The sequence below is a fragment of the Methylophaga sp. UBA5088 genome (genome assembly GCF_002414625.1).
GTDB lineage: Bacteria > Pseudomonadota > Gammaproteobacteria > Nitrosococcales > Methylophagaceae > Methylophaga > Methylophaga marina.
In genome coordinates this window covers 17,078-20,924 of the sequence record NZ_DIAC01000010.1, presented here as the reverse complement: position 1 = coordinate 20,924, position 3,847 = coordinate 17,078, and the positions used below count along the sequence as shown (strand labels likewise).

Genomic DNA, 3,847 nt, shown 5'->3' with positions numbered 1-3,847 from the left:
GATGATGTCAGCTATCAACGTTATCGGAAAGTGGTGAACAATCGTTTTCTGCAATGGTGTTTTTTAAAACTCCCCGCTCGTTTTCGCCAAAAAATATCCGACAAAATAAAACAACAAAGTCAGCAAAAGAAACAATATAAATCCAGCCAAATCATGGATGTGAATCAGGCCGAAGTTGAGAAAGTGATGTTTGAGAGCAATGTCAGACTACTGATTCACGGTCACACCCATCGTCCCGCCATTCATCAAGTTAGATTAAGAAACAATCAAGATGCCTATCGCATTGTATTAGGTGATTGGGAAAATAAAGTCAGTTATCTTTTGGTCGATGATCAGCAACTCACATTACATGATCACCGACTAGATAATCAGCAGCAAACTTTACGATTGCGATGAATTTTCGTCCAGTACCTGAATCAACTTTTCAGGTGGCAAATAGCCAGGCAAATTCTGGCCAGACTCGAGAAAAATAGAGGGGGTGCCTTGCACACCCAGTTGCTGACCTAATTCGAACTCAGCTTTTACCGGATTAGCGCATGTCTTTGTAGGAATTTCCTGACCCTGTTTTGCCTTGGTCATAGCTTTCTGTCTATCGGCCGCACACCATACATTGACAGCATCATCATAAGATTTAGACCCTATCCCACCTCGCGGGAAAGACAGATATCGGACTCGAATGCCCAAATCGTTGTATTTCTCCATTTCAGCGTGCATCTTACGGCAATAGCCGCAATCAATATCAGTAAACACAGTAATGGTGTATTTCGCTTTTTGGGGACCGAAGATAATCATATCTTTTTCATCAAGCTTGGCTAAAGCATCTTTACGTAAACTCACCCGACGTTGTTCAGTAAGATTGATTCTTGAATCCAATGACACCATGTCACCCTGAATCACATAACGGCCATCTTTAGAAAAATAGAGAATTTGACCATTAATAACGGCTTCATAAAATCCAGTATCGTCTACCGCTTTCAGGCTAGTAACTTTTACATCGGGTAATGACTTTTCTATCTTTTTACGGAGCTCATCATTATCGGCGTTTACGACACTGACACCGAACAAAGACAGTACTAATATGGCATATTTCAACATGGAGTTATTAATCTCTAAAGTTATTAAACTGTAATGGCATATCGATTTTATCGTGACCTTTTAGCATGGCAATAACAGATTGCAGTTCATCACGCTTTTTTCCCGTTACTCTGACGCTCTCGCCTTGAACCGCTGCTTGCACTTTCACTTTACTTTCTTTGATGAGTTTAACAATCGTTCGGGATAAGTCTTTGTCGATACCTTCTCTTACTAAGACATCCTGTTTACGCATTTTACCGTTACCTACAGAATCTTTGACTTCTAAACAGCTGACATCAACGCCACGCTTGACTAGCTTGAGTCGTAAAATATCGAGAAGTTGATCTAACTGGAAATCACTATCTGCATGCATCGTGAGCATTTTGTCAGACTGCTCTACTTTGGCATCAGTTCCACGGAAATCAAACCTGTTCTTTAACTCTCGGTTTGTTTGGTCCACTGCATTGGCAAGTTCATGTTTATCGACTTCAGAAACGATATCAAAAGAAGGCATCTGTTCACCTGATTGCGCTATAAAATCGGGCCAGTTTAGCATTAATGTTTGATAGCGTCAGGCTTATCAACTCCTAGCCACGCGGGTGATGTTGACCGTGTAATTGTTTTAATCGCTCTTTGGCTACGTGAGTATAAATTTGTGTCGTGGATAAATCAGAATGTCCGAGCAATAACTGCACGACCCGTAAATCTGCACCATGATTGAGTAAATGTGTTGCAAAGGCATGTCTTAATGTATGGGGTGACAAATGCTTATCAATACTTGCTTGGCTGGCATAACGTTTAATGATGTACCAAAAAGCTTGCCGAGTCATTGCCTTACCTCTGCGAGTGGGGAATATATCATCCGTGATTTGCCCATTTAATATCGCAGGCCGACTTTCGTAGAGATAGTCCTGTAACCAATCCAATGCAATTTCACCAATGGGCACCAGACGTTCCTTATTACCTTTACCAATACAACGAATCAGACCTTGCCGAAGATTAACTTGCTCTAATTGCAATGACACCAGTTCTGAAACCCGAAGCCCTGCAGCGTAAAGTAGTTCCAGCATTGTTCTATCTCGCAAGCCAAGAGGATCAGTAATATCTGGTTGAGCTAATAACGCTTCGACTTCTGTTTCCGTCAGACTGTCTGGTAAAGCGCGACCTAATCTTGGTGAGTCTAGCTGGGCCGTAGGGTCGGAATCACGAATATCTTCACGCAATAAATAGCGGTAGAATCGTCTCAGAGAAGATAAAAGTCTGGCTTCACTTCGGACTTTTCTTCCTTCGCGTAAGCGCTGACTTTGATAGCGTTGAATATCTAATTGCGTGGCTGAGACTAAATCAATATCAAACTGATTCAACCAGGCAGAGAAGGCTAATAAATCTCTACGGTAAGCGTCCACTGTATGTTGACTTAGCCCAGATTCTAACCATAAGCTGTCTAGGAAAGGTTCAAGATAATAAGAAGGTTGTGACTCGCTCATATAACTACTGTTAAATATCCGATATTTAATAGTAACAACTAAGCAATAAAAAAGGGCAGTGTGTACCACACTACCCTTTCTTTCCAATCGTCTGTTATGACAATTCGGATTATAGCTTTTCTTTGATACGTGCTGCTTTACCAGTCAAATCACGTAAGTAGTAAAGTTTAGAACGACGGACATCACCGCGACGTTTTACTTCAACACTGGCGATTGATGGGCTGTGTGTTTGGAAAACACGCTCAACACCGACACCACTAGAAATTTTACGAACAGTGAATGCTGAGTGCAGACCACGGTTGCGTTTAGCAATAACGACACCTTCGAACGCCTGTTCACGTTCACGGTCGCCTTCTTTGATTTTAACTTTAACAACAACAGTATCACCCGCTGAAAATTCAGGGATATCCTGTCTCACTTGTTCAGCGTTAAGCTGTTCGATAATGTTACTCATTGTTAACTCCCAACTAATCCTGCCCGCTCTCGGCAATAAACTCTTTTAATAACGCAGCCTGTTCATTAGTCAACGTGTCTTTGTCTAATAAATCAGGTCGTCGCAACCATGTTCGTCCCAAGGACTGTTTGAGACGCCATTTACGAATTGCTTCATGGTCGCCTCCCAGCAATACCTCGGGTACTGACTGGTCATCTAAAACTTCTGGTCTGGTGTAATGTGGGTAGTCCAGCAAGCCTGCTACAAAAGAATCTTGCTCTGCAGACTGCTCATCACCTAATACACCGGGTATCAACCTGGCCATGCCATCGATCATCACCATGGCTGCCAATTCTCCACCACTAAGGACGTAGTCACCTATCGACCACTCCTCATCAATTTCTTTTTCTATCAAGCGTTCATCAACGCCTTCATAACGCCCGGCCAGCAGAATCAACTTCTCTTTACCAACCAGTTGTTGCAGACTTTTCTGGTCCAGTTTTCTGCCCTGCGGTGAGAGATAGATAACCGTTGCATCTTCACCCAGCTTTTCTTTTGCTGATGATATTGCCTCTTGCAGAGGCGCAACTTTCATTACCATACCAGGACCACCGCCATATGGCCTGTCGTCTACAGTTCGATGTCGGTCATAAGCAAAATCTCGCGGATTCCAGTAGTCTACTTTCAATAAACCATTTGTTACCGCTCTGCCTGTTACACCGTAATGAGTAACCGCATCAAACATTTCAGGAAAAAGGGATATCACACCTAAGTGCATTATCCGTCTCCCATCAATAGTCTTTACTCCAATCAACTTGGATTAGTTCTTCATCCAAATCGACCAGTTTTACAA

The 3,847-nt window shown here is 42.5% G+C and carries 5 protein-coding genes and 1 pseudogene; 1 reads left to right on the top strand and 5 read right to left on the bottom strand.

Annotated features, from left to right (window positions below; genetic code table 11):
• Nucleotides 1-396, top strand: a pseudogene (locus tag B4K20_RS00785) (UDP-2,3-diacylglucosamine diphosphatase); the annotation flags it as partial.
• Here B4K20_RS00785 and B4K20_RS00780 read toward each other — a convergent pair.
• The 5 genes from B4K20_RS00780 to trmD all read right to left on the bottom strand — a co-directional run bounded on the left by B4K20_RS00780 (nucleotide 382) and on the right by trmD (nucleotide 3,772).
• On the bottom strand, nucleotides 382-1,095 hold the full coding sequence (locus B4K20_RS00780) for a DsbC family protein (RefSeq protein ID WP_289281508.1): 714 nt from the start codon (nucleotides 1,093-1,095) through the stop codon (nucleotides 382-384). The pseudogene B4K20_RS00785 and the gene B4K20_RS00780 overlap by 15 nt on opposite strands.
• A gap of 7 nt (nucleotides 1,096-1,102) precedes the next feature.
• Nucleotides 1,103-1,588 carry a YajQ family cyclic di-GMP-binding protein gene (locus B4K20_RS00775; RefSeq protein WP_289281507.1) on the bottom strand — a complete coding sequence of 162 codons (486 nt, stop codon included), beginning with the start codon at nucleotides 1,586-1,588 and terminating at the stop codon, nucleotides 1,103-1,105.
• A 73-nt stretch (nucleotides 1,589-1,661) separates the two neighbouring features.
• Nucleotides 1,662-2,561 (bottom strand): site-specific tyrosine recombinase XerD, encoded by a 900-nt coding sequence (gene xerD / locus B4K20_RS00770; protein WP_289281506.1) that lies wholly within the window; start codon nucleotides 2,559-2,561, stop codon nucleotides 1,662-1,664.
• A 109-nt stretch (nucleotides 2,562-2,670) separates the two neighbouring features.
• The gene (rplS, locus tag B4K20_RS00765) at nucleotides 2,671-3,015 is read right to left on the bottom strand and encodes a 50S ribosomal protein L19 (protein WP_286305434.1); all 345 of its coding nucleotides are present in this window, start codon (nucleotides 3,013-3,015) and stop codon (nucleotides 2,671-2,673) included.
• Nucleotides 3,016-3,028: 13 nt separating this feature from the next.
• A complete protein-coding gene (gene trmD / locus B4K20_RS00760; RefSeq protein ID WP_289281505.1) occupies nucleotides 3,029-3,772 on the bottom strand; it encodes a tRNA (guanosine(37)-N1)-methyltransferase TrmD in 744 nt (247 codons plus the stop codon).
• Between the last annotated feature and the right edge of the window lie 75 nt (nucleotides 3,773-3,847).